The sequence below is a fragment of the Brucella pecoris genome (assembly GCF_006376675.1).
In the GTDB taxonomy this organism is placed as follows: Bacteria; Pseudomonadota; Alphaproteobacteria; order Rhizobiales; family Rhizobiaceae; genus Brucella; species Brucella pecoris.
In genome coordinates, this window is sequence record NZ_VEWK01000003.1 from 26,182 (window position 1) to 52,323 (window position 26,142).

Sequence of the window (26,142 nt, forward strand, 5' to 3'; positions counted from 1 at the left end):
TGCGTAACGAAATCGTTTACTCATGTTCAAGTTGCGGCTCGGTGATAACTTCTACAATCCTGCGAGACCGAATGAAGCCACCCAAATCTCCATTCATTCCATTGAAAAGTTCTACGAGTGCCCTTTGGTTTATTGGGCACGTACGTAGCTCAATGATCTTCATATCCGGCAACAGTTGATCTCGATCATCGTCTCTGATCAACGACGCGCGGAAGGTTACCAGATCCTCTCGCGCTTCTGCCTGCGAACTGTAGAACTGTCCCGCAGATTGACTAGGATCATCACCGTAGGTGTACGTATAAAGGGCGAAGCTATATTCGATTTCATGTTCGATATTAGCCATTGTCACGATTTCCAATTGAAGCATTTGCGGTACGCCCCCGCTCAATGCTCATTGACCCCTTGGTGATCGGGGAGTTGCAAACCGTGTTAGGCGGCCCTATGGCCTTTAGCCGGAGGCCTGTTGCATACGCCACAGGCTCCCCGACCAGAAGGTCAAGGAGTGTGGTGTTGTAACGGCCAACACCAACCGCTAACAGAGGTTTGCACGCCCCAAGGCAGCGCGTCACTGCCTTATGTTCACTCTAATATAACCGCCATCCGTTGTCTCTCTTTTTTTGCCAACTACATCGCTCATCGACGAGCATCAATCGCGTTCAATCAATAGAATCAGCACCAACAGTGTTCATCACAAATGCACAATGCCGCGCCGCGAGAGGCTTATTAAATCGGACACAAGCCGAACTGGCGCGTCGCCTCTCGATTAGTGTCGTTTCCGTTCGCGCCTTTGAAAAGGGAGGAAGTTTCAGCTATGCATTTTTCGTCGCGCCCAGTTCATGTAAGTCCAGGCTTCCTCGCCATCTGACTTAACTTCCGTAAGCTGCGTAGGCTCTAGCTTTACAACCGTGGGCCATCCCGGCAGGTCTTTCAGCCATTTATCGGCATAGACTGTCGGCTGGTAGCGATAGCCCTCATCAGCCATGATGGCGACAATTTTCTTATTGGGAGTTTTTTTTGCGTGCCAACTTCCCACAAGAGCGGCAGCACCGCTGGTAGGACCAACATAGAGGGCACATTTACGATACAATCGCCGAGTTTCAGCAAAAGCTTGTAGAGCCCCCACCCAATGAACCTCATCAATCAAACAGTGATCGAGGTTCTCCGGCACAATACTGTTTCCGAGCCCCCTCAATAGACGCGGGCCAGCTTTCTGCCCAAACAAAACGCTATTGTTCGTATCAACCGCTATCGCACGCAATTGAGGATAAACTCGACGAAGATATCGTGTTGCGCCACAGAGCGATCCCCCAGACCCAACACAACCGACCAGACAATCAACTTGCCCCAGACGATCCGCAATGACTTCCGCCAGACGCGAATAGGCTGCAGGATTATCAGGATTGTCGTATTGTTTTGGCCAGAACGCATCCGGCTTGTCTTTAAGCACACGGTGTAGTTCTGAAAGACGACCATCCTGGTTGCCTGTTCGCTCCGGGTCCTCAACCAGCCTCACTGCAGTGCCGAGTTGTTCCAATCGGGTTTTAAAACCACGATCCATAAGGCTTGTAGCACTGACAATTGTAAGATGATAACCACGAACTGCGGACAACATAGCCAATGCGAGCGCGAAGGTTCCCGAGCTTGTCTCCACGATATCTCCGCCAGCCTTTATTAGCTTGTTTTCTTCTGCGCGATCCAAGATGTAGTGGGCCGGTAACAGCTTCATCAAGCGAAACTGGGCCGCATAGAAATTCGGGCTCAGCTCGATTATTTGAGGCGTCTCGTAACCGTGAAGAAAAGACGTTGAGTTCATAACGCCACCCGGAGCGGCTGCACATCGACGTTCACTGCAAACTGATGAATACTCATAAACCCCTGCTCTGCAGCTTTTTTAAACGCGGCAGCGACCTTTTCCGTTACGTTCGGATCGCTGGCATCGAGCAAGAGCCCCATTAGATTACCGCTATGAGCGACTTGTACACCAAGAGCGTCGCAATAGGCCGCTATTTGGAGGAGTTCCTCGAAATGGCGCTTTGGAAGATAACGTTGATTTATTCGGGCACTTGCTGTTGCGACGTGGCCGAGTAGAACGACATTCTGTTCAAGAATTGCCTTCCTAGCAAGGCCACGCAAGACGCGAAAACTTTCAATTTCAGATCTATCATAGTGAGCCGGCACATATGTAAGCGTGTCGACGGGCTTATCATTCGACGATATGAACCCCACAATGATCAGAGATGGAAACTCACCGGGAAGGTATTCTATCACGCGGCCTTCCCTGTGGGCGAAAAGTACAGCCTGTTCGCCGAATACGATAGAGTCGCTGGCTGTTTCGGCTGCAACCGCCAGGCGGCATATAACTGCTCGGCGCAGTTCCACGCCCATAGCAGCAGCAACTGCTCGAATCGTCGCAACAACATCTGCAGTTGATGATCCAAACCCTAGACTGACCGGAACATTCGTTTCAATCGTAAGGCACCCTCCGCATTTTTTCTGCCCCAATAACTCGAATGTCAGTCGCGCCGCACGAGCAGCTTTATTCATGCCTGTGGGGCGAGTGCGGAGCTCGCCACTATCATCGGGCCAATAAGTTATAACGGATTCGAACGCTGAACATGGTAATGTGATCAATCCCCTATGGAGATGTCCAGCTTCATCAGGGAAAACTCCCTGCAATATCTCGCCATGATGAGCTATCGCGCTCCCGGTTCCAACAGTTGTCAATCGGGAAGCACCGAGCAAAGGAGAAAAAATCCTATCGTAAGCGAATGATTGCGAAGAATGCATTGAATTTCCTCCGACATCTTATGAATTGAATATTATGCGGAGCAGATTTTCTGATGTCTTTCCTCTTTTTGAAGGAATATATTTAACTTGACAGGCAGATTCTGGTCTATGTCGTCCAGTGTAGTTCAGGCATATCCCATAGCCGTCAGACGGCCTTTTCAGAATCTCCCGGCATTTCCCAGGCACTCACTTACGCACTCGTTGTTTAAAGAAGCACATCTGCTTGAATGTTGGATGAGCCAGATGCGACCGAAAAAACGTTAGAGCCCGCCTCAAAATTCGAGCCTTGCGATACGGCGCGTCATTCGCCTGATTGACGAGATGAACATCCAGGCCTCTGACGATGCACTGGATGCCCCCCAATCTTTTCCCAGCCCACGGCAACGGTTGAGCCAGGCAAAGGTTCGTTCAACGATCCACCGCCTGGGCAGAACCACAAAGCCTTTGGCCTGATCGGAGCGCTTGACGATTTCGATCGCCAGCGCCTCGATATGCGCCACAGCCGTTGCCAACTTTTCGCCAGCGTAACAACGCGGCGCTACCAGTCAGGTGAGGTCGACTATAACGGCCGTATCTCGCGAAGGGGTGACAACCATCTGCGGGGGGCTGCTTTATGAAGCGGCGACAGTACTTCTCACGAGCGCCAGTGCCAGGACCGAGAGCAGTCTCAAGAGCTGGGGGCTTAAGTTGCTTGAGCGGTTGGGCTTCAAGCGCGCTGCGGTGGCCGTCGCTCGCAAGCTTGCAGTCATCATGCACAGCATGCTCAGGACAGGAGAAGTCTTCAACGCATCGGCTGGCGCCCCCTTATAAGCAACCGCCAGCCATCTTCCCTCAGCGCGTCAAACCTGATTTGAGGCACTGAGCGTCCCTGCTGCGGACGTCGGCTGGATCATTCCGCTACGAGTGGCTGCAGCTCGTTGAGACTGCGCGCTACACATAGGAAGGTCCTGCCTGCGAAGCCCATTGTGCGGCGACATTTGTCGCCCGCGAAGACAACCCTGCTCCCAGCACCGGATAGCTCCCAAGGACATGGCCGCTGAGGGCCGATACACCAATCAATTTACTCCGCGTTGCTTACACGCAACCTGGCAAGGTCGTTGAATGCCTAAACCACCTTGACGACTGGAATGCGATTAGACAACCACTCGACGGGACACGATCTAAGCGACATACCAAACCCTTGAATGGTGCGGTAGCGCCCATCATGATCAAGCCGCCGTCAACTTCTCTTAGCTTAGCAAAGCCATTGACGATCCAGCTGCAAATGGGGCTGAAGAATACGACGCAAATCCTGAATGTCGGTTGAATACGATGGCAAAAAGCCAATGTTTACCGCGTAAAAAGCTGGCGAAACAGTTCTTCTGAACGGCGCAGACCTTCATCCGTCAAAATCAATGACTTCGACTTGTTCACCGGATCACAGATCAGGCCTTTGTCATGCAACCGATCCGTCGTTGACCAGTCAAAACCCTTCCAGGCGCAACGCTCGTTGTGGACCGTCAGCCACAACAGGGCCAGAACCACGTCATCGATTTTGTCCTCGTCTATCTCCATTCGTCAACAATACCAGGTACAAGCGACATAGTCCTCCAGTTTTGAGCGCATGCGTCCATTATAAACATATGACTGAAGGAACTATCACGGTTTTTAAGCATTCTTGTTCCAGCTCATTTGAGTCGAGTTTATCGGTCGATGCTCTGTACCTGATTGACGCTGCGCTGTCGGCGCTGAACAATTACCTTATCGCGCGCCTGCTTGCGAACGGTTTGCTGGAGAATTTTTAACCTGAACCGCATTGCCTCAAAATCTGGACGCTGTGCTAACGAGACATGGTTGATGACCGTTTTCTCCCCACGCAAAATCGCATCACGTCCAAATCTAAGGTCAAGCGCCCGGCTAACCCGTTCAAACTCTTGACAGATGACGGCATCAAGCGAGTTGGCGGCAACATTGGGTTTGGCACCCTTCGTCTTCGTGACATCTGCAAGCTTACGCAATGCATTTTCGGCGGCTGGCGACATGCCCGGGATGACGATAGCCATACGTCGACGTTCCTCGGTGATTGATTTGACCTGGTTTTCAAGCGCTGTCCTATAGGACGAACCAAGTGACCGGATCTGACTTTGCGCATCACTCAAGGCCTTATGGGCGTTTCGTCGCTCGCGACCGATTGCCAACAGTCTATCCATGATACGATCAGATCCACGAATTGCACCATAGGCTGAGGGTTCATTCGCGATGGCTCTAGCAATCCGCTCGCCAGGAAACCCCTTCAAGATAAGAGCCTCGATCTGGTCGACAGCGCCAGCCGGGTCACGCCAGATGCGTTTGGCTATTTCCACCAAGGCTGCTCGATCATGACGATAGTGGGCAACATCGCGCGCCCTCGCCCGAGCCTCATCTTCAACTGGTATCCGGAACTCCGTCACAGCAGCAAGCATGGGCAACAAGGCTCTCGTTTTCTTCCCCGGCTCCACGCTAGCGGCGGCAACCACCTGCGAACGGCCTTGCCGTTCAGCAAGTTTCTGTTCGTCGCAAAATCGGCGTATGGCTCCAAACAGATCGATCAGTTTATCGCGTCTATCGGAATCAAGATCCTCCGGCATGCGTTCAATCATGTTGCGTTCGCCGACGGCATCGACGTTTTTAGTAAAAGCACTCCGGCCGAAGCGAGCCGTCAGCGCCTCATTGACTGCCTTTACCTCCTGAACCAGCAAACGATCCTCGACGGCATAAGCAAAAGCAATCTTGTAGGCATCCGGTCCACCGTGTTCTCGCACGCTTTCAATCTCGGTGAGGCGGGCCATTGCCGGCTTCGAGAGTGCCGGGATTGATAAGGCCATATATGAACGACGTTTTTCTTCGCGATTTTTGAAGCGCTCGGCCTGACGTCGGAATTCTGTCGCATGGGCTCGCACCAAGGGAGCGAGTTGCGACAGTGCGTTGAGTGCAGCCTTGCGGTCATTTCGGGCAATATGATCGTCGATCAGGCGACCCGATCCACGCAGATGGCCAAGATGCTGCAGATTTTCGGCAACCCGACGCGGCTCGACGCTGGCATCCGATGCAAGTCCATTCAATGTGGCCAAAGCGCTATCGGGATCACGATAGATCTTTTCCAAAAACGACCGGAGGACTACCTCCCGCTTCTTCCAGCGATCCGAACTGAGTTGAGCAAGCCTGGCATCTTCCTCTATGCTACGGACAAATCGGGTTGTCGGTGGAATAAGATAGACCCGCTCGATGGGATTGTCGGCCGCACGCTTTTCAGATCGCTCTTCATTATAGGAGACATTTTTCTCATGCTCGATCGTAAAGCCAAGCGCGACATTTGCTCGCTCCCAAAGTTTTGCCACCTGCTCACGCTTTTCCACAATCCATGACCACTGGCGCGTCACCTTATCTTCTATGTCTGCAGCCATCCCGGAAATTGTGTTGATACCGCGCCTGCGGGCAAAGTCGCGAACATGCGCCTGATAGTCGGCCTCGTTCTCGAAATCGAGTGTTGTGGTTTTTGCGCCTGAACGGCCAAGACGTTCAACCAACTGTCCAAAGAGTTCCGGGCGATGGCTTTCGCGCTCAATGCGCTCAAGACGCATGGCTGCGGTTTCAATCTGCTTTGCCGTCCAGACGTTTCGCTCCACCTGCCTTTCCTCGTAAGTATTCTTTCCCGTTTCCGTGTTGAGGACAGGAATTGTGACCTTGACGATTTCGACACCGTCTTTTTTCAAAAGAACAGTATCGCCTTCCGATACGCCTGCGTCGGACAACGCCTTGGGCAAGCTGACGCCCCAAAGCCGATGCACAGTTCCGTCATCAGTCTTCACGTCGGCATAAGGGCTTTCGTCAACATCATCGTCCTGCGGTCGGAACTTTGCCATGCCGGCCTCAACCAGCTCCCCAGTAACGCCAGCCGCATGGTCATTACGCGATTTCCCACCCCATTCCGCTTTCGGCTCAAAATCCTCACGTGCTGCATAAAGATCTGTCCTATCCCGATGTCGCGTCATCGCCACATAGGTCAGATGCTGATCCATCATGCCAGTGGCAAGCACGAAGGTCCGCTCGACAGTCGTTCCTTGCGCTTTATGGATGGTTGCAGCATAGCCATAATCAATATTTCGATAGCTATCCTCGCTTATAATAACGTCGCGACCGTTGTCGAGACGGACGGAAAGCAGCGGAACATCATGTCTGTTGCCCGTGGAAACGACGGTACCAAGCAGACCATTCTTGACATATTGTGGGCCGAGCCCGGTTGCTCGCGTCTCAATAAACCTGGAATTTTCAAGGAAAATGATGCGATCACCAACAGCAAATTCCCGCATACCACGATCAGTTCGGAATTCCCGCGGCACGGTCAACGCGCTTTCCTTCTTCATTTCTTCACGAAGAGATTCGTTGAGGAGCCTTACATCCTTGTTGGTATGGGCAAGCACGAGCAATTTGTCACAATATGAAAATGCACTTTCCTCTCCCCTTGATTGCTGGAGAAACGAGCGGCGTGCATCTGCCCAATCCGAAACCAGACGGCCGATAATCTCGTCGTGGGTTCGCGCCTCGACAAGGTGCCCATGCTTTAAATATGCATCAAGACCTTTTTCGACTTCACCACGTGCAAACAGATGTGAGGCGTCGCGTGCCCATCCTTCGCGCTGGCGACGAACACCAGCAAGTTCTGCAGAACCTATCCGCTCAACAATAGCGCGGAACGCTGCCCCGGCCTGAATTGGTTGAAGCTGCATCGCGTCACCGACAAGGACGACTTTTGCTCCGGCATCCTTTGCTGCCTCCAACACACGGGCCATCTGCTGCGACGGCACCATTCCGGCCTCTTCTATGACAAAAACATCGCCGCGTTTCAGCAGATCGCGTTCGTTCGCCCAGGCAAGTTCCCATGCGGCAAGAGTTCGCGATTTGATACCCGAACTTTCCTCCAATCCCTCGGCTGCCTTGCCAGCAAGTGCTGCACCCAAAACGCGATGATGCCCGCTTTCCCACGCAATACGTGCAGCGGAAAGAAGCGTCGATTTGCCCGCTCCGGCAAGACCAACAATGGCGGCAATAGCGCTGTCACTGGTGACATGATGGACAGCGTCAATCTGCTCCTGCTCAAGTCTGAAGGGCTTTTCAGGATCAGCCGTTTCGATGGCCACCAACGCCGCCGCTCTTCGTTTGTCAGTGATCCTGAATCCAGTTCGCTTGGACAAAACCTCCGCCGAACCAACCATGTCAAATTCTATGCGCAAGATCTCTTGCGACGTAAAGACAGCCGGTTCCGCCACCTTACCAGTTTGCCGGTCAACTTGCTGAGGCCTTAACAACACCAGATTATTGGACGCCATCACCCGTGTGCGGATACTGGCAAAATCGGCTGGATCATCAACATAACGATGTAACGTTCTGGCGATGTCGCGTTCGTTGAAAGTGGAACGTTCGCGTTCAAGCTGCTTTAACAGAAGTTCAGGCTCCACAAGAAGCCGATCTGCCATTTCCTGGCGGCGAACAAGCTCGACCGGCGCGAAATACATCTCCATATTCTTGCGCGCCAAAGCAGCCTTCTCCGGTCCAAGATGCTTTTGCGCGATTCCATCGAACCCCTGTTCGGCATATGAGCGTCCGTCAAGACGAATGTCATGGCCAGCAAGCGCCAAATGCCGATTGGTCGTTTCCGCCCAGGCAATCTTCCACTCCTTCATCGTCTCCTTGTCACCGGCCCAGCGCGAGTAAACGATAGCACCATTCGGACGATCGGGCTTGATCACCCGCAACGGCTTGCCGTCGGGGCCAGATACAGCCACCATCTTGCTGCCAAACCCTTGTTCCGTCAGCGGTCTCAACGTCATCATCAGATGGATATGCGGATTGCTGTCCCTGTCGTGATAGACCCAGTCGGCAACCATGCCCTTTGCGGTCAGATTTTCCCTGATAAATTCGCGGACGAGCGCAATGTTTTCTGCACGTGTCAGTTCCTCCGGCAGCGCAATAACGAGTTCACGGGCAAGCTGTGCATCCACCCGCTTCTCAAAAGCGTCGACCGCATTCCATAAAACTTCGCTTGCCGCGGCGACCGTCTTTCCTTCAATGGCTGTCGTCAGCCAGTTAGGGATCTCATCGGGAAGCGCCAGTTCCTCATGCTTGAGTTCATCAGCCCCGCTACGATAGCTAAATGAAGTTCCCGCCTGCTCGTCCATCATCCGTGCACGATGGCGATAGGCAGCAGCCGAGACAATACTGCGCCCCGCCCCTCTGCTGATCACCTGCGCTCTGACGAACATGATCGCCATGACACTCCTCCAGACCTTCAAAGAACGTCGTATCTCGGCACACGAGCTTTGATCGACATCAATTTTATAGACAGTAAAACCGGTGTTTATCGCATCAATTGGTATGGATTTGCGCTTTATAACATATTTAACTATCTTTTTATATATAGTTAAATTAACAAGAGGCAAAACGGTGAAATGGGAAGGAACGCGATAGATGGCAGGCAAAAATTCTATTCTTGATATCGACATGCAAATCGAGAAGCTGCACGAACGCAGAAAAGAACTGCTGGTAAAATCCGCCGAGCGCTTTGCGCGTGCAGCCACGAAATCCGGTTTGGCGGAAATGGACATCGCCGATACGGAGATCGATCAAATCATTAGTGAAATTACGACACGATTTCGCGAAAGGAAAAAAAGGAACATCGGTGGCGCATCCGTTGCGTCGCATAGAAAGACAAATGGTGGGACTGGCACGTCGACGGAGGTTACTCGTGTCAGTTAAACGCAAGAAAGACCTTCGCAAAAAATACCTACTCGGCGAAATTGTCGTTCGTGCCGGTCTGTCGACGGCAGACCGGGCATTCCTGCTCGGTGGCTTACTGGAACTGGCGCGACTTTTACCGGATACGGATGAGTTTCAGCGCTTGCGCAATCGCGGTGAAATGGCTTTCCGCGCAAAAGCATCGGATCCTCATTGGCAAGAAAAGCCGGATGCTGTGCAATGACGACTGGCGCAAAACCGCATCCAAGCCAATTGCTCGTCCTGGTGCCAGTCGCTGTTTCCAGTTTAGCATTCTATATTACCAACTGGCGTTGGCCGGAATTGGCCGCTGGCTTATCAGGGAAACCGCAATACTGGATTTTACGGGCGTCTCCTGTACCAGCCCTTGTATTCGGCCCGCTTGCCGGGCTCCTGACTGTCTGGATGTTGCCATTACATCGGCGGAAACCGATCGCTCTGGCAAGCCTTGCCTGCTTCCTGCTCATAACTGGCTTCTACGCATTGCGCGAAATTACCCGTCTTTCCCCCTTCGTGGAAGGCCGGGCATTGAGTTGGGACCAGACGCTGTCATACCTTGATATGATCGCGGTCGTCAGCGCTGTCATCGGCTTTATTGCCATTGCTGTATCAGCACGCATTTCCAGTGTCGTGCCTGAACAGGTAATGCGCGCCCGGCGTGCAACCTTCGGCGATGCAGACTGGCTGCCAATGCGTGCTGCAGCACGACTATTCCCGGAAGATGGCGAAATCGTCGTTGGCGAACGTTATCGCGTCGACAAGGAGCTCGTTCATAAACTACCATTCGATCCAAACGACCCAGCCACATGGGGACGCGGCGGCAAGGCACCGCTTCTTACCTACAAGCAGGATTTCGATTCCACCCACATGCTCTTCTTTGCCGGATCAGGCGGCTACAAGACGACGAGTAATGTCGTGCCAACAGCGCTGCGCTACACCGGTCCGATCATCTGTCTTGATCCCTCGACCGAAGTGGCACCAATGGTCATCGAACATCGCCGGAAGAAACTGCGGCGAGAAGCCATGATCCTTGACCCGACAAACCCTGTCACAGGTTTCAATGTGCTTGACGCAATTGAGACATCAACCAGCAAAGAAGAGGATATTGTCGGTATCGCTCATATGTTGCTGTCGGAAAGTGTGCGCTTCGAAAGCTCGACCGGCTCTTACTTTCAAGATCAGGCCCATAATCTTCTCACTGGGCTTCTCGCACATGTCACGCTGTCGCCGGAGTTTTCCGGCCGACGCAATTTGCGCAGCCTGCGACAGATCGTTTCCGAACCCGAGACATCCGTGCTCGCCATGCTGCGAGAGGTTCAGGAGCATTCAGAATCTGCCTTCATTCGTGAAACACTTGGCGTCTTCGTCAATATGACCGAGCAGACGTTTTCAGGTGTCTATTCGACTGCATCGAAGGATACACAATGGCTATCTCTCGACAATTACGCTGCCCTCGTCTGTGGCGATAGCTTCAAATCCGCAGAGATCGCGACAGGCAAAAAGGATGTGTTTCTAAATATCCCTGCATCGATCCTGCGTTCCTATCCGGGGATCGGGCGTGTAATCATCGGCTCGCTGATCAATGCAATGATTGAGGCGGATGGTGCATTCCAGCGCCGTGCCTTGTTCATGCTCGATGAGGTTGACCTGCTTGGCTATATGCGCGTTCTTGAAGAAGCGCGTGATCGCGGTCGCAAATACGGGATCAGCATGATGCTGATGTACCAATCCGTCGGCCAGTTGGAACGCCATTTTGGCAAAGACGGTGCATTGTCATGGCTCGATGGATGCGCCTTTACAAGCTATGCGGCGATCAAGGCACTCGATACCGCGCGAAACGTCTCGGCCCAATGCGGGGAAATGACGGTGGAGGTAAAAAGCAGTTCACGAAATACCGGCTGGGATACGAAAAACACCGCCTCGCGAAAATCCGAAAACCTCAATTTCCAACGTCGCCCGCTGATCATGCCACACGAAATCACTCAAAGCATGCGCAAGGATGAGCAGATCATCATTGTACAGGGACACAGTCCGATCCGCTGCGGGCGCGCCATCTATTTCCGACGAAAGGAAATGGACGAGGCTGCAGAAGTCAACCGGTTCGTCAAACGATAAAGACCGCAAAACTGCGCTTCATTTAAAGTTTCCTCCCGTCGGGTTAAAGCGACGAATCGCAATGACACAAAGCGTGATCTTCATTTTTGTTCGGGGCCATGCTCCCCCTGTCATGACCCTTCGTGGCAAACTAAGCGATAGGTGCCATGGCTGCTCATCTGGCAAACTGACCGGCAAATCTCAAACAAACCTGAACGAGACAGGCTTTTAGCTCCGCCTCTTCTTCAGGCTGGATCGCGGTGCTCAATGGTCGGAGCAACCCTTCAACAATCGCCCCAACGATACACATTGAGACGATGCGAGAATCTTGTGAAACAAATGTAACCCGATGACCAACTTTTCTTCCATGTTGGTGTGGACGGCTCCCAACGGCATCGCGATGTGCCAGAATGAGTTCGTTGAAAGTTCAATCGAGGGAAACCCGTCCGTAGAAGAGATTAATCATGCTGGTGAAAACCTGTTCAGTCCGCTATTCAGATTTCAGCTATGCATTAATCGAATGGCTTATTTCATGGCATCCAAAACGACGCTCAATGCAAAAAATCTCGAAGCGCTCGGCGTAGAGAAACTGGCTGAACTGCTGATCGAAATCAGTACCGGAAATGCCAACCACAAACGACGTCTTCGAATGGAACTTGCTGGTAACTCTAGCGGGGAAGAATTGGCCAGGGAGGTTCGCAAACGTCTCAGCAGTATCGCTCGTGCCAAGAGTTGGATCGACTGGCAGAAAGTCAAGACGGTCAAATCCGATCTGGAAACCCAGCGTAAAACAATCGTCGAAAAAATAGCACCGACGAATCCCGATGAGGCTTTCGAACTCATATGGCAGTTTTTGTTGTTAGGAGATTCTATTTACGAACGCACACATGACGGTAGCGGAACGCTCACCGAAAGCTTTCATCAGGCAATTGATGACGCAGGACGGATAGCTGGACAGGTCAAGATTTCCACGGAGAGCCTTGTCGGGCGAATTTATGCAGCACTCCAGAATAACAATGGCTACAGTCAATTCGACAGATTGATCCCATCCATGGTACCAGCCCTTGGCGAAGAAGGGCTGCGGCAATTGCAGCAGCTATTCGAAGGCGGAACGAAGACACGCGACACGAAACGAACCAACGAAAGCAGACAACTGATAGGTTTGAGCTCAAACGAGCCTGTTTATCGGGACGATGTCTATGCGAGTAGCGCATTCTTCACAGCAAAAGTGTCCTTGCAGCAAATCGCTGACGCGTTAGGTGACGTGGACCTGTATATCGCTCAGCATGCCGAGCACACGCATATTATCCCCACAGTAGCGACAGAGATCGGCAGGAGGATGGTTTCGGCAGGGCGAGCCGAGGAAGCTTTGAGAATCCTTGACAAGGCACAAATCGGTGAGCGGTATCAAGTTCCCTACGATTGGCAGGCGACACGAGCCGACGCTCTTGAAATGCTCGGTCGTGGTGAAGAAGCACAACAGTTTCGCTGGCAGTGCTTTGAACAGTCTCTCAATGACGGCATGCTGAAGGAATTTGTGCGCCGATTACCGGATTTTGACGATGTGGAGGCTGAGGAAAAGGCATTTGCATACGCTCAGACCCATCCCGATGTACAGCAGGCATTGATACTCTTTTTGAACTATCCTTCTCCTGCCGAAGCGGCCAAATTGGTAAGGCACCGAGCCGCCGGACTAGATGGCGATCGTTACGAACTGCTCTCTCCTGCAGCAGAAGTGCTAAGCGCGAAATATCCACTGGCAGCGACCCTCCTTCTGCGTGCCATGATCGACTTTACGCTTAATTATGCTCGCTCCAGTCGTTACAAGCACGCCGCGCGACATCTCATGGAATGTGCGTCTCTGGCACATCAGATAGAAGAGTTGGCAGAGTTCAAAACGCATGATGACTACGTTGCGGATCTGAAAAAGGTGCATGGTCGAAAGCATGGCTTTTGGAGCTTGATGCGGTAGTTATTTTTCCCCTTAGTGTCCAACAATCGCTCGCATTTGGCGATTTCCAAGCTGGATTGAAGGTTTCCGCTGATTGGAGGAAAGTGGCCCGCAATGAGGAGAGCTATTTATCGCTAAAGATGATAGCGTCCAGCGGCGCAGTTTGGAACGTAGATGATCTGGCTACCCGCCTGAAACACCTAATGCATCAAGCGCAATCTGGCGTGCACGGCGCGCGGTTTCCTCGTCGCAAATGAGTACATTGCCGGTGCCGGAGAGCAGCGCGGCAGCAAGCGCTTCTGCCTTGTTAAGCCCGCCCGACGCGAACACCACAGTCGGCACGCTTTTTAGGGTCTCGAATGACGGCGCTATGGCGCGCCGGTTGATCGGATGGTCGATGGGCTTACCATTCCGGTCAATAAACTGCGCGACGATATCGCCGCAGGCACCAGCTGCAATCAGTTCATCCAACGAAACGTCACTCGGCAATCCGTAGCGGATTAGCAGCGAACGCATCGTCAAGTCGCCGATACTGACAAGGATAATGTCGTTCTTCCTGATCCGCTCAAAAGCGCTTTCGAACACGTCCTGACTGACGATGGCGTCGCGAGATTGGGGGCTACCTGCGTAAATCGGCGCGGCGAGATAAGCGCATTGCGCATTGAGTTGGCGCGCCAGATCACTCGCAATATCGAATGTATTGATCTCGATGCCGTGCGTGAGACCGCCGAGGACGGAATTGACGGAAACATCGGGCCGTTTCAGCTTAGGCATGTGACGCACCATCTCGCGCAATGTCGCGCCCCACCCCACACCGATCCCCGATATATCAGTGGTGTTCAGCTGGTCTACGAGAAAATCGGCGGTCGCCTGTCCCACCAGCGCCGGCACCAGCGCAGGATTTTCGGGCGTCGGTACGATACTGGCGTGGCGCAACGAAAAATCGGCGACGAGCTGTCGCTCCAATTCTACGCATGACACCAATCGCGAGTTCAACGTGATCGTCACCAGCCCCGACCGGCGCGCCTCGGCGATAATCTTGTTGATGCGCAGGCGATTGGTGGAGAAGGCCTGCGCGATTTCCCCCTGTGTCCGACCTTCCATGAAATATTGCCAGACGACGCGCATCTGCATCTGTTCTTCGGCGAGCGCAGCTGGACCGTTCAACAACAGCTTTCCGTTCATCATCAGAACCTCATTTGCCAACTGGGCCCCGCCAGGCGGACCCTCTGCCTGTCTGCTTTGGTATAGAAGCGCTTCTCCTGCACGGAAAGATACCGACCCTCCGAATTTACGGCACAAATCGCTGATTCCACTGTTTCAATATCTAATGTATTTACATCTGTAATTATCTATTGACAACTGTTTTAACCTACCTAGACTGAATGTCGTCAAAGTTGAAGTACTACCGGGAGGAAAGAGCGATGCCGCCGGAAATCAAAAGGGCAAAACGACACCGACCTATCCCGTACGATATGCGGGCTGGCTTTCCTGCCGTCCATCCAATGCCCTGCGTGCAGGGATGATTGCCATGACCGACATAACATCAGCAGGCTTGGATGCTCTTGAAAATATTGCTCTCATCATTTTTGACTGTGACGGGGTGCTGATTGACAGCGAGCCGATTGCCAGCCGAACACTTGCCGAAATGCTGCGCAATGCCGGCATGTCCATCACGGACGAGGAGGCGCATGTCAGGTTCACCGGCCATTCAGAACCGTCTATCCGCCGGATCTGTGCGGAAGAACTGGGCATGGTCGACATAGATGCCCATTTCTCCGCCTGGCACACGCGTCTTTATGAGGAATTTGGGTGTTCGCTCACATCGATGCCGGGCATTGATGCGGTGGTCAAAAGCGTGAGGCGGCCCAAATGCGTTGCCTCGAACAGTTCCATCGAGCGCCTCAAAAGCAGTTTGGGCAAGCTTGATTTGTGGGAGCATTTCCATCCCGCAGTGTTCAGCGCCCAGATGGTGGCAAGACCCAAGCCTGCCCCAGACCTTCTTTTGCATTGCGCTGAACAATTCCACGTCAAGCCGGAGCATTGCGTGATGATCGACGACAGTTCGCACGGCGTCCTCGCCGCCAATGCAGCAGGCATGACTGCAATCGGATTTGTCGATCCAGCAGATCCGCGTCCCGACCGGGCTTCGCTTCTCAAGGCCAGCGGCGCTGCTTTCGTTGTCAACGGAGCAGCAGAATTACCGGCTGCGATAGCCGCTGCCAATATCCTCATCGGTGAACATGACCGGCCGACTGACCGCAACGTTACATTTGCAAGTCCACACCAACAGTTGTAAGCTTTTTTCGATGCGGTGAATTGATCTGATCAGTTTGCAATCAGGGGAATGAAAGAATGGTCCGCGTCATACAGATTTCAGACACGCATCTTGGGCGCCATAGGGCGCATTTCGTGGAAAATTGGCAGCCTTTGAAAAACTGGCTCGCCAGTGAAAATCCCAATCTGATCATCCATTCAGGTGATATCAGCGTCGACGGCGCGGATGTCGAGGACGATTTTGCCTTCTGCCGCGAAGTGATGGTCGGCCTGCCCGCCCCGATGCTGGTTGTTCCTGGAAACCACGATGTCGGCGAACCGCAAAGCGCACATCAGCCGACCAACGAACATCGTCTGGAACGCTGGAACCGACAGTATGGCGCAGATTTCTGGGCAAAGGATGTGGGAGCATGGCGCCTTCTCGGGTTCGATTCCATGATCCTGAGTTCCGGTCTTGCGGCGGAAGAAGCGCAGTTTCACTGGCTGGAACGACAAATGGAGAGCGCGGACGGCCGCCGCATCGCATGGTTTACCCACCAACCTCTGTTTATCAATGGCTGGGACGATATCGACAACGGCTATTGGTCAGTAAGGCCGGAACCGCGCACCCGGCTGCAGCGCCTCACGCAGCGCTTCGGTGTCGATCTTATCGCCAATGGTCATCTTCATCTGTCACATGATTTTGTTCTCGACGGGGTCCAGTTTGTCTGGTGTCCGTCGGCCGCGTTCGCAGTCGGTCCAGACATGCAGCCGCCGCTGGGCGGTGAAAAGCAGCTTGGCGCCGTGCGTTATGAATTCTCGGATGCGGGTTTCACATTCGAGCGCATCCATCTGCCGGAGCTGACGATGATGTGGATCGACGACGTCGTGCACGAAGTTTACCCCCCGCGATAGTTGGAGCGGGCGACGAATGCTGGAGGAGAACTTTTGTCCCAGGTCGATATACAAAACATCACTAAATCGTTCGGAAGCTTCAAGGTACTGGACGACATTAATATTTCGATCCGCGACGGGGAATTTCTTACCCTCGTTGGACCTTCGGGCTGCGGCAAGTCGACGCTCGTGCGCATCATCGCCGGCCTGGAAAGCCAGTCGGCAGGTACGATCAGCGTGGACGGCGCATCGGTGAATCACCTGCGCCCGCATGAGCGCAAGCTGTCGATGGTGTTTCAAAGTTACGCGCTTTATCCGCATATGACGGCTTTCGACAACATCGCTGTTCCCCTCACCGTAGAAAAACTCAGCCTGTTGGAGCGCATCCCGCTGTTCAAACATCTCTCGCCACGCCGCAAAAGGCTAACACAAGAGATTGCACAACAGGTCGAAGCCGTGGCCGGCCAATTGAAGATCGAGGCGCTGCTTGGCCGCAAACCCGCGCAGCTTTCTGGCGGGCAGCGCCAGCGTGTGGCGCTCGGCCGGGCGATGGTCCGCCAGCCGCGCGCCTTCTTGATGGACGAACCGCTATCCAATCTGGACGCGAAACTGCGCGTCCACATGCGCACAGAACTGACCGAACTGCACAAGCGCATGGGCGCGACCTTCATCTATGTCACGCACGACCAGATCGAAGCCATGACCATGTCGGACCGTGTCGCAATGATGGACGGCGGCAAGGTGCAGCAGCTCGGGACGCCGACGGAACTTTATGAGCATCCGACCAATCTGGAAGTGGCCCGCTTCATCGGTAGCCCAACAATCAATACTATGCCCGCATCGATTGGACCGGCTGGTCGGGTGGAAATACAAGGCAGGCCACTTGGCATCGCCGTCAACCTGCCGCAGGGCGAGAGTGTGACCATCGGCATCAGGCCGGAGGCGCTCGACCTTCTTTCGCTTAAGCAGACGGCCACAGGTCAACCAATCATCGACGCACGCCTGCGCCGCACGGAAAATCTCGGCGCCGAATTTCTCCATCACCTCGACCTGACCGGCACGGAAGCGACCAGTTTCATCATGCGCACGACTTCGCCGCATGAAGACATCCACGAAGGCGATGCTGTGCGACTGACCTTCGACCCCACGCTTTGCCATATTTTCGGCCCCGACGGACGGCGGGCGGAAAAAACGCATGTGCTCTTGTCAGGCGACGATTCCGGGAGGGCAAAACATGGCTCAACCCGTTGAACCGGCTCTTGGACAAAGGCTCGGGCGGCGAGAATTCGTTGAGAAGCTGACAGGGCTTGGCCTGGCGGCACCCGCATTCATACTGCTCGTGCTGCTCCATATCGTGCCGCTGATTGTCTTGGTGGTGCTCAGTCTCACCGATTATCAGCTTGGCGACCTGACGCTGTCATTTGCCGGCCTCAAGAATTTTTCCAATGCCTTGCACGACGAAACCTTCCGTCGATCGCTCTTCAACACGTTCATCTACGTGGCCTTCGTGGTTCCCGGATCAGTGGGGCTCGGCCTCCTGTTCGCCCTTCTCATCCATGGCCGAACGCGTAGCCGCGCAATCTATGAGGTCATCTTCTTCCTGCCGGTCACGGCAACGCTTATTGCCATGGCGTCGGTATGGAAATTCCTGCTTCATCCAAGCCTTGGACCAATCAACGCGATTATTGTTGCCCTGGGCTTCCAGCCGGTCAATTTCCTCAGCGACCCTGCCTATGCGCTGCCGACGTTGGCGGTCATTGGAATCTGGCAACTTGTCGGGTTCAACATGGTGCTGTTTTTGGCCGGTCTCTCGGCGATCCCCAAAGACCTCTATGAAGCCGCTGATATTGATGGTGCAGCTGGCGTGATCGACCGCTTCCTGACCGTGACCTGGCCGATGCTTGGGCCGACGACCATGTTCGTCCTCATCACCACATCCATCACCGCCTTCAAGGTCTTTGACACGGTAGTCGCGATCACGCGGGGCGGCCCACAAGATTCCACCAATGTGATTCTCTATGCGATCTATCTGGAAGGCTTCCAGTATTTTTCGACCGCCTATGCCGCAGCGCTGACGCTGGTGTTTTTGGCATTCATCCTGATCTTTTCGGGCATCCAGACCTTTTTCATCGACAGGAGGGTGCACTATTGACACCGCTATCGGACGAACAGGCACAAATCGCCAGCCCGCCTGCACGCAGCCTCTCAGAGCTAAAACGGGGACTTTGCTTCATCGCGGTCCACGCCATCTTGATCTTGGGTGCAATCTTCATCGTCATGCCCTTCGTCTGGATGCTGGTCACATCAATCAAACCGCCAAATGAGATATTCAGCGCTCAGCTGCGGCTATGGCCAACGCAGTTTTATGGCGTGGAAAATTACAGCTTCGCGCTTGAAAGCGCACCTTTGCTGCGCTTTGCACTGAACGGCGTCATTGTGTGCAGCGGTATCCTTCTGGTCCAGTTGATCGTCGCGATCCCGTGTGCCTACGCACTGGCCAAGCTGAAATTTACCGGCCGCAACCTTTTCTTCGTTCTGATCCTGCTGGCACTGGCGATCCCCATCCAGGTGCCAGCGCTTCCCCTCTATATCGCTCTGGCCTGGGCTGGTCAGCTCAATAGCTATTTTTCGATGATGCTGCCGTTTTTCCTGTCAGCCTTCGCAATATTCCTGTTCCGGCAGTTTTTCAGGAGTTTCCCTGACGATATCATCAATGCCGCACGACTTGACGGCATGGGCGAGCTTGAAATCATCTGGCGCATCGTCACGCCGAGTGCCATGCCGGCAATCGCCGCTTTCGCGGTGTTCTCGATTGTCGCGCATTGGAACGACCTTTACTGGCCGCTCATCGTCATTTCCGACAACCAGCTCGCACCGCCGCCGCTTGGCATGCTGCTCTTCGCTGACGCGGAAACTGGCTCGAATTATGGAGCGCTGACGGCGGCCGCCACCATGCTCACCGCCCCGCTCGTGATCTGCTTCCTGATTGCGCGCAAGCGCTTCATTCAGGGCATCACCATGACCGGTGTCAAATAAGAAGCCTCAATAAATAAACGTCTGAATCCAGGGAGGAACATATGAAACACATAGTAAAATTCATCGCCGCCGGAACCTTTACGCTTTGTATGGCGGGAACGGCACCCGCCGCCGAGGTGACACTGGACGTGCTCTACGCACAATCCGGCTTTGCGAAGTTCCATGACCCAATTTCGCAAGCCTTCATGAAGGAACACCCGGATATCAAGATAAAATTCCGGGCTCCTGCCAAGGACTACGACGAAGGCCATCTCCTGATGCAGCGGCTGGCCGTCACCAATCAGCTTCCAGACCTCTACTTTCCCGGCTACCATCTTTTGCCCGAGCTTGCGCGCACTTTGGCCAAGCGCAACCAGATCGTAAACCTCAAGCCGTTTCTGGATGCCGAACCAAAAGACTGGATAACGCAGAATTATTCACAGTCCATGCTCGATATTGGCGTTGTAGATGGTGTCAAATACGGTATGGCTTTCAACGCGTCGCTTCCAATTCTTTACGTCAATGAAAGCGCCGTCGAGAAAGCAGGTTTGGACCCCAAGGAGGTACCTGCGACTTGGGACGACCTTCTGGCGCGCGCCAAGAAAATCCATGACGCAGACCCGAAGATGACGGGTATCGGTTATACAATTTACGATTGGCCCGACGATTGGCTCTGGCAGACCATTTTGCGGCAGGAAGGAACGCAGCTCGTCGATCCTGAAACGGGAAAAGCCGGATTCAACAATGAAAAAGGTCTGGCAGCCCTCAAAATTCTCCGTCGTATCGTGACTGAGGGTGGCGAAAATTTGCTGGAATTTGAACAGGCGCGCCAGCAATTCGCAGCCGGACAAACCGCCTATTTCATCGATACACCCGCCCGCCTTGCACAGATTATCGGCCTTGTAGGAGACCGCTTCAAACTAAACACGATAAGAGTACCGATTGACGATAAGGAGAATGGCGGCCTCCCAACGGGTGGCGCCGCAGGCATCATTCTTTCACAAGATGAAGCCGTGCAGAAAGCTGCATGGGAATATCTGAAATTCGCTACCGGCCCGAAAGGACAGAGTATCGTGGTAGAAACGACAGGGTATCTGCCGACGAACAAACTGGCTGACGGCGCTGATTATCTTGCTCCTTTTTACCAAAAGGAACCGCGCTTCAAAACAGTGGCATCCCAAATCGAGCTGGCGCGCCCGTGGGAGGGCTATCCGACCGGATCGTCGGTGCGCATCTGGCGTGCGGAACGCGACATCATTGCCAAGGTTATGCGGGGCGACCTTACCCCTGAAGATGCCCTTCCCATGCTCGTGAAGACGGTCGATGAAATGACTAAGTAAGTTCTCATCATTAACAGCTAACTTTGCCCTGTAGCCCTTAGCAGCGCATAGATTGTATCGCCAGCCTGTCATCGGTCTTCATATGACCGTTGGCAGGCAAATTCCAAAACGGCACAGCAACCCCCATAACAAACGACCGTTGGTCCTTGGTTGGCACGCTTTTGCGTTGAAATGCGGTGAATGATGCAATGAGCTCGCCGTATAGTGCCGGATGAGCTCATTGAGAGGCATTGATGTGGACGGCATATGCCCATGGCATCAGGGCGTCGATGTCTTTGGCCAGATGACCGTTGGCGAGGCTGATGAAGAGATCGCGCAGATAGGCGGGAGGATTGCAAGTCCTGCCATCAGCCGCGTCGGCAAGAGTGGTAGGCCACCGCCATCCTTGTAACCTTCCCCGAAGCGCTGTTCCAGAAACGCCAAGCAACGACGCCGTTCTGCGCCGCACCGACATCGCCCTCGCGCGCGCGCCATTTCCCAACATTCAGGCTCAGATTGCCGAGCTGATGATGCCTCCGGCCCGTGCCGTCGCGACGGATAAACGTTTTCGTCAGCAATGGCAGGCATCCCGGTGGATATAAGTGGCGCTAGGACGTTACACGATCCAGTGATTTACGCGACCGAAATTGTCGCCCCTGCTGTTAGCTCTGAAGATTTATGATCGTCATCCCGTTTCGCGCAGCCGTTCAGCCGTCTGCAAGTCCACAGAAACGAGCTGACTCACGCCCTGTTCACCCATCGTCACGCCGAAGAGACGGTTCATGCGTGCCATAGTGATCGGATTATGCGTGATGACCACGAAGCGCGTTTCGGTCGAAGCCGCCATTTCATCCATCAGATTGCAGTAGCGCTCGACGTTATGATCGTCGAGCGGTGCATCCACTTCGTCCAGCACGCAAATCGGTGCCGGATTGGTGAGGAACACTGCAAAAATGAGCGCCATGGCCGTCAGCGCCTGCTCGCCGCCGGAAAGCAGCGTCATGGTCTGCGGCTTCTTGCCGGGCGGACGGGCTAGGATTTCCAGACCGGCTTCCAGCGGATCGTCGCTTTCGATCAGTTGCAGTTCAGCCGTGCCGCCGCCAAAGAGATGCGTGAACAGGCGCTGGAACTGCACATTCACCACGTCGAACGCAGCCAGCAGGCGTTCGCGTCCCTCGCGGTTGAGGCTCTGGATCGCCTGACGCAATTTCTTGATCGCCTCGATCACGTCTTCGCGCTCGGAGACGATGGTATCGAGGCGGCCAGACAGTTCTTCCTGTTCCTCATCGGCGCGCAGATTGACTGCACCGAGCCGCTCCCGCTCAATCTTCAACCGCTCCAACTGGCGTTCAAGCTGATCGGGATCGGGCAAAGCCTCATCCGGCCTTAAACCCGTCTGGCGAATAGCCTCGTGCGGTGGGCAGTTCAGTGCTTCGGCGATCCGGGCTTCAGCATCCTTGCGTCGTTCTTCTGCCGCTGCAAGACGTTCTTCGGCACGCGCACGCTGTTCGCGACTTGCAGCCAGTTGCTGGATGGCAAGGGTCGCCGTCTTATCGAGTTCCGCCTGCGCAGCCTCAGCCTCGGCCAGAATATCGCCAGCCTGTTTCCGAAGGGCATCGGCCTGCGAAAGCTCGTTCAACAGTGCCCGGCGGCGGTTCTCGATTTCGTCAGGCGCTTCCGCAAGGGCCTCGGCCTCATCCGCCGTTTCCGCACGGCGATCATTCAAAGCAGCAATATGTCGGTCAGCATTTTCGGCGCGGGATTTCCAGTTGCGACGCTCCAGCGCAATCATTTCCAGCCGCCGTTTGCGAGCATCAGCCTCGCGCCGCAGCCCCTCATAGGCGGCGCGCGCTTCTGCCAAAGCCGTGCGGTCCGACATGACTTCGCTGCTCAATGCGGCAAGGCGTTCGCCAATCGCATCGATATCCGGCATTTCGCCAAGCCGCTCTTCGGCTTCCGTGACACGGATCTGCGCTTCTTCGAGATTTTCTTCCAGATGCGCCTTGCTGTCTTCCAGACCGGCACGGCGTGTTGCCAATTGGCCTGCTGCACGCTCCGCAGCCGCGAGAGCCTCACGCGCTTCATCAAGCTTGCGCTGGTTGGCACGCCATTGATCGCGCGCGACACGTTCCTGTTCGACGGCCTTGCGGACGCCTGCTTCGGTTCGCTGCACATCCTGCTCAGCCTGCTCGGCACGTTTGCGCGCGGCAATCGCTTCCTGTTCGAGTTCCACCAACCGGTTTTTTTGTGCCAGTCGCTGAGCTGTCGGGGTCGGCGCATCAGCGCTTGCCGTATAGCCATCCCAGCGCCAGAGCGCTCCGGTCTTGCTGACGAGCCGCTGGCCGGGCCGCAACATGGCCTGCAGGCGCTTGCCTTCACTTTCCGAGACAACGCCGACCTGTGCCAGCCTACGGCGTAATTGCTGCGGCCCTTCTACCAGCCGATCCAAGGGTGTCACGCCGTCGGGCAGAGCGGGATCGGCATTGGCTGCGGGATTGTAAGCCCAGTAGACCGGTGCATGTTCATCGCTGGCCGCGTCAAGATCTTCACCGAGTGCCGCACCAAGTGCTACTTCATAGCCTTTCTCAACACGCAGTTCTTCCACCACTGGCGGGAATTGCCCTGTTTCACCAGCATTCAGAATGCGGGCCAACGTCTGCGCTTCCGTTTCGATGCGATTCAGTTCGGTACGCGCCTCGCTCAAAGGTTGGCGGCTGGCGGCTTCCGCTTCGCGCGCGCTTGCAACGAGCTCTTCCGCGCTTGCGACCAGTTCCTCAGCGGATGCCAGTTCTTCCGCACAGCGATCGACTACGATGCGCTTTTCCGCCGGATCGAACAGGCCACCGATCTGTTCCGCGACAGCAGCGATGTCGCGCTCGATCGCTTCCATCTGGACAGAAAGACGGTCACGACGATCACGTGTTTCCTTCAATACACGTTCGATCTGCACACGCTCTGCGGCAGCTTCGGCACGTTCGGCCGTCACGCGGGACAAAGCGCTCTCGCTGTCCTGCAATTGAACTTCCGCTTCCTCAAACAGTGCATGCAGTTCCTGATCGCGCTCGCCGGATTCTTCAGCGGAAGCGATCAGTTCCTGTTCTTCGTCATCGAGACGCGCCAGAATGTCGGCGTTCTCACGCATCATTTCTTCTTCGCGCGCGATGTCGGCGGAAAGCTGCTCAAGACGCTTTATCAACTCTGCCCGACGGGCACGAAGACGTTCGCCTTCCTCATCAAGCTGCGTTCTGGCAATGGAAAGGCGCTGCAATGCAGCCGCGGCTTTCGCTTCAGCCTCACGCAGTTCGGGCAGTTTGTGTGCGCCGACCGCCTGTACTTTCGCCGCGTTCATCTGGGCTTGCGCCATGTCACCGACAGCCGAGGTTGCCTGCGCCAGGGCGCTTTGCGCCTCGCCTTCCTGCATCTTTGCCTGCGACCAGCGCAAATGCAGAAGTGCGGCTTCCGCCCGGCGAATATCTGCGGAAAGTGCCTTGAAGCGGTTTGCCTGACGCGCCTGACGTTTCAGACTTTCGATCTGGCTTCCAAGCTCGCCAACCACATCGTCCAAACGCTCGAGATTGGTTTCAGCAGCACGCAAGCGCAGCTCGGCCTCATGACGGCGCGTATGCAGGCCGGAGATGCCAGCCGCTTCTTCCAGAAGCGCACGACGGGCTTGCGGCTTTGCCTGAATAAGCTCGCCAATGCGCCCCTGCCCGACCATGGAGGGCGAACGTGCGCCGGTGGACTGGTCCGCAAAGAGAAGCTGCACATCCTTGGCACGCGCTTCCTTGCCATTGATGCGATAGACCGACCCGGATTCCCGTTCGATACGGCGAGAGACCTGCAATTCGTCCGCATCATTGTAAGCGGCAGGCGCAGTGCGGTCGGAATTGTCGAGAAAAAGCGTGACTTCCGCAGTATTGCGCGCGGGCCGCGTGGCCGAGCCGGAAAAGATCACATCGTCCATGCCGGAGGCGCGCATGTTCTTGTATGAGTTTTCACCCATCACCCAGCGCAACGCTTCGACCAGATTGGATTTGCCGCAGCCATTTGGGCCGACAACGCCGGTCAGCCCGCCTTCGATGACGAACTCCATGGGCTCGACGAAGGATTTGAAACCAACAAGGCGCAGCTTGGAGAAGCGCATCAGAATGCCCCTCCTGCAGCGAGAGCGGTGCCTGTTAAAACTGGGTACTGGAACCGCTCCTGCTCATTGTTTGTACGCATTATCCCACGCAAAACCGCTTCGCAATTTTGCTGGAAATGCCCTATCTCAAAAACGCAAAAAGCGGGCGCAGAGAAGCGCCCGCTTTTCGATCTGAAAAACGGATCAGAGAAGCTTGTCGATGATTGCCGACATTTCGTCAACCGAAAGCGCTCCAGCGTATTTTTGTCCGTTAATGAAGAAAGTCGGCGTTGCATTCACACCGAAATCCTTCGACCCACGCTCCATCGTTGCTCTCACATCATCGAGAACTTGCTGGTTCGTCAAGCAAGCCTTGAAGGACTCCTGTGTAAAACCGGCAAGTTTTGCAATTTGCAGGAGAGCTGCCTCACCGTCTTCGGCGGTTGCCCACTGCTGCTGCTGCTTGAAGAAAACGTCGACCATCGGGAAATAACGGTCTTCCGGTGCGCAGCGCGCCAGCATGAAAGCGGCAGTCGCGCGCGGATCGAACGGGAACTCACGGAAGATGAGCCGTGCTTTGCCCGTATCGATATATTTTTCCTTGATTTTCGGGAATGTGTTGATCGTAAAATCTGCGCAATGTGGGCAGGTCAGCGATGCATATTCAACGATGGTGACCGGCGCGTCAGCCTTGCCATAGACCATATCCTTGAGCTTGCCGGGTTCGGCAATCTTGGCCGCATCAACGGTGCCTTCAGGATCGCGCTGCTGCGCATTCGCGCCACCGGCAAACGCCAGCCCGGCAGCCGCTGCTCCGGCAAGAGAAATAACGTGTCTGCGATTAAACGCTGCAGGCATCCGAATCATCCAGTCCTGTTTCAATAGTTGACTTCGACATACAATCTAAAGCGGCA

The 26,142-nt window shown here is 54.6% G+C and carries 19 protein-coding genes and 3 pseudogenes; 12 read left to right on the plus strand and 10 right to left on the minus strand.

Features of this window, described 5'->3' with window-relative positions:
• Window positions 1–16: 16 nt before the first annotated feature.
• A complete protein-coding gene (locus tag FIB18_RS06675) occupies window positions 17–343 on the minus strand; it encodes a hypothetical protein (protein WP_235894850.1) in 327 nt (108 codons plus the stop codon).
• A gap of 338 nt (window positions 344–681) precedes the next feature.
• Between FIB18_RS06675 and FIB18_RS25400 the strand changes: the two genes are divergently transcribed.
• Window positions 682–870 (plus strand): helix-turn-helix transcriptional regulator, encoded by a 189-nt coding sequence (locus tag FIB18_RS25400; RefSeq protein WP_328596151.1) that lies wholly within the window; start codon window positions 682–684, stop codon window positions 868–870.
• Here FIB18_RS25400 and FIB18_RS06685 read toward each other — a convergent pair.
• The 3 genes and pseudogenes from FIB18_RS06685 to FIB18_RS06695 all read right to left on the minus strand — a co-directional run.
• Complete coding sequence (locus tag FIB18_RS06685) at window positions 806–1,813, minus strand: PLP-dependent cysteine synthase family protein (RefSeq protein ID WP_140019979.1); 1,008 nt, start codon at window positions 1,811–1,813, stop codon at window positions 806–808. The genes FIB18_RS25400 and FIB18_RS06685 overlap by 65 nt on opposite strands.
• Entirely contained in the window at window positions 1,810–2,787 is a 978-nt protein-coding gene (locus FIB18_RS06690; protein WP_140019980.1) for a GHMP family kinase ATP-binding protein, read from the minus strand. The genes FIB18_RS06685 and FIB18_RS06690 overlap by 4 nt, the downstream gene beginning before the upstream one ends.
• Before the next feature lie 272 nt (window positions 2,788–3,059).
• A pseudogene (locus FIB18_RS06695) lies at window positions 3,060–3,314 on the minus strand (transposase); the annotation flags it as partial.
• Between FIB18_RS06695 and FIB18_RS06700 the strand changes: the two are divergent.
• Window positions 3,312–3,597: pseudogene (locus FIB18_RS06700) on the plus strand (transposase); the annotation flags it as partial. The pseudogenes FIB18_RS06695 and FIB18_RS06700 sit on opposite strands and share 3 nt — an antisense overlap.
• Window positions 3,598–4,116: 519 nt before the next feature.
• On the opposite strand, the gene FIB18_RS06705 reads toward FIB18_RS06700, so the two are convergent.
• A complete protein-coding gene (locus FIB18_RS06705) occupies window positions 4,117–4,341 on the minus strand; it encodes a DUF6429 family protein (protein ID WP_109986214.1) in 225 nt (74 codons plus the stop codon).
• A gap of 128 nt (window positions 4,342–4,469) precedes the next feature.
• Window positions 4,470–9,074 carry a Ti-type conjugative transfer relaxase TraA gene (traA, locus tag FIB18_RS06710; protein WP_140019981.1) on the minus strand — a complete coding sequence of 1,535 codons (4,605 nt, stop codon included), beginning with the start codon at window positions 9,072–9,074 and terminating at the stop codon, window positions 4,470–4,472.
• 196 nt (window positions 9,075–9,270) lie between these two features.
• Between traA and FIB18_RS06715 the strand changes: the two genes are divergently transcribed.
• The 4 genes from FIB18_RS06715 (at window position 9,271) to FIB18_RS06730 (ending at window position 13,642) form a co-directional block, all read left to right on the plus strand.
• Window positions 9,271–9,558 (plus strand): TraC family protein, encoded by a 288-nt coding sequence (locus FIB18_RS06715; protein ID WP_140019982.1) that lies wholly within the window; start codon window positions 9,271–9,273, stop codon window positions 9,556–9,558.
• Window positions 9,548–9,781, plus strand: a complete 234-nt coding sequence (locus FIB18_RS06720) for a conjugal transfer protein TraD (RefSeq protein ID WP_140019983.1) — start codon at window positions 9,548–9,550, stop codon at window positions 9,779–9,781. Before FIB18_RS06715 ends, FIB18_RS06720 begins: the two co-directional genes overlap by 11 nt.
• Complete coding sequence (traG, locus tag FIB18_RS06725; RefSeq protein ID WP_140019984.1) at window positions 9,778–11,691, plus strand: Ti-type conjugative transfer system protein TraG; 1,914 nt, start codon at window positions 9,778–9,780, stop codon at window positions 11,689–11,691. The genes FIB18_RS06720 and traG overlap by 4 nt, the downstream gene beginning before the upstream one ends.
• Window positions 11,692–12,202: 511 nt before the next feature.
• Complete coding sequence (locus FIB18_RS06730; RefSeq protein ID WP_140020352.1) at window positions 12,203–13,642, plus strand: DUF6880 family protein; 1,440 nt, start codon at window positions 12,203–12,205, stop codon at window positions 13,640–13,642.
• A 162-nt stretch (window positions 13,643–13,804) separates the two neighbouring features.
• Here the strand turns inward: FIB18_RS06730 and FIB18_RS06735 are convergent, their stop codons facing one another.
• On the minus strand, window positions 13,805–14,806 hold the full coding sequence (locus FIB18_RS06735) for a sugar-binding transcriptional regulator (RefSeq protein ID WP_140020353.1): 1,002 nt from the start codon (window positions 14,804–14,806) through the stop codon (window positions 13,805–13,807).
• A 346-nt stretch (window positions 14,807–15,152) separates the two neighbouring features.
• Between FIB18_RS06735 and FIB18_RS06740 the strand changes: the two genes are divergently transcribed.
• The 6 genes from FIB18_RS06740 to FIB18_RS06765 all read left to right on the plus strand — a co-directional run bounded on the left by FIB18_RS06740 (window position 15,153) and on the right by FIB18_RS06765 (window position 21,126).
• Window positions 15,153–15,920 (plus strand): HAD family hydrolase, encoded by a 768-nt coding sequence (locus tag FIB18_RS06740; protein WP_140019985.1) that lies wholly within the window; start codon window positions 15,153–15,155, stop codon window positions 15,918–15,920.
• 56 nt (window positions 15,921–15,976) lie between these two features.
• Window positions 15,977–16,792 (plus strand): metallophosphoesterase family protein, encoded by an 816-nt coding sequence (locus FIB18_RS06745; protein ID WP_140019986.1) that lies wholly within the window; start codon window positions 15,977–15,979, stop codon window positions 16,790–16,792.
• Window positions 16,793–16,825: 33 nt separating this feature from the next.
• Entirely contained in the window at window positions 16,826–18,022 is a 1,197-nt protein-coding gene (locus FIB18_RS06750) for an ABC transporter ATP-binding protein (protein WP_140019987.1), read from the plus strand.
• Window positions 18,006–18,923 (plus strand): carbohydrate ABC transporter permease, encoded by a 918-nt coding sequence (locus FIB18_RS06755; protein WP_140019988.1) that lies wholly within the window; start codon window positions 18,006–18,008, stop codon window positions 18,921–18,923. The genes FIB18_RS06750 and FIB18_RS06755 overlap by 17 nt, the downstream gene beginning before the upstream one ends.
• 80 nt (window positions 18,924–19,003) lie before the next feature.
• Window positions 19,004–19,807, plus strand: a complete 804-nt coding sequence (locus FIB18_RS06760) for a carbohydrate ABC transporter permease (RefSeq protein ID WP_167522170.1) — start codon at window positions 19,004–19,006, stop codon at window positions 19,805–19,807.
• Between the two features lie 41 nt (window positions 19,808–19,848).
• Entirely contained in the window at window positions 19,849–21,126 is a 1,278-nt protein-coding gene (locus FIB18_RS06765; RefSeq protein WP_140019990.1) for an ABC transporter substrate-binding protein, read from the plus strand.
• A gap of 217 nt (window positions 21,127–21,343) precedes the next feature.
• Here FIB18_RS06765 and FIB18_RS24965 read toward each other — a convergent pair.
• The 3 genes and pseudogenes from FIB18_RS24965 to FIB18_RS06780 all read right to left on the minus strand — a co-directional run.
• Window positions 21,344–21,457: pseudogene (locus FIB18_RS24965) on the minus strand (transposase domain-containing protein); the annotation flags it as partial.
• A gap of 333 nt (window positions 21,458–21,790) precedes the next feature.
• On the minus strand, window positions 21,791–25,249 hold the full coding sequence (gene smc / locus FIB18_RS06775; protein ID WP_140019991.1) for a chromosome segregation protein SMC: 3,459 nt from the start codon (window positions 25,247–25,249) through the stop codon (window positions 21,791–21,793).
• Between the two features lie 183 nt (window positions 25,250–25,432).
• Window positions 25,433–26,086: a DsbA family protein gene (locus tag FIB18_RS06780; RefSeq protein ID WP_040130231.1), complete on the minus strand. Its 654-nt coding sequence runs from the start codon at window positions 26,084–26,086 to the stop codon at window positions 25,433–25,435.
• Window positions 26,087–26,142: the final 56 nt, after the last annotated feature.